Source organism: Pseudoneobacillus rhizolycopersici, assembly GCF_054786815.1.
Window position 1 is genome coordinate 1 of sequence record NZ_JBTOOE010000193.1, and the last position, 247, is coordinate 247.

Here is a 247-nt window from a genome sequence, read left to right on the forward strand (position 1 = left end):
GTCCGGAAGGACGTTCACTTTTCAGCAATGAACGGACCAGCACTGAAACCTGTACTTTGCCCAGCTTCAGGGAGCCAGCGGTCCGGATCATTTCGTCCCACTGAAGGACTATTTTTCGGGGATCTGATTGCCCTCTGGCAATATCATTCAGCACGCCATAGTCGGCATCATGGTCCATTCGCCAGAAAACCGAAGCACCGGCATCAGCCAGGCGTGGAGAAAACTGGTATCCCAGCAGCCAGAAAAG

The 247-nt window shown here is 53.4% G+C and carries 1 protein-coding gene; it reads right to left on the bottom strand.

The window, feature by feature from the left end; translation table 11 throughout:
- The coding region (locus ACX9YW_RS23390) for a Tn3 family transposase (RefSeq protein WP_460351175.1) at positions 1-247 on the bottom strand (247 nt) is incomplete at both ends.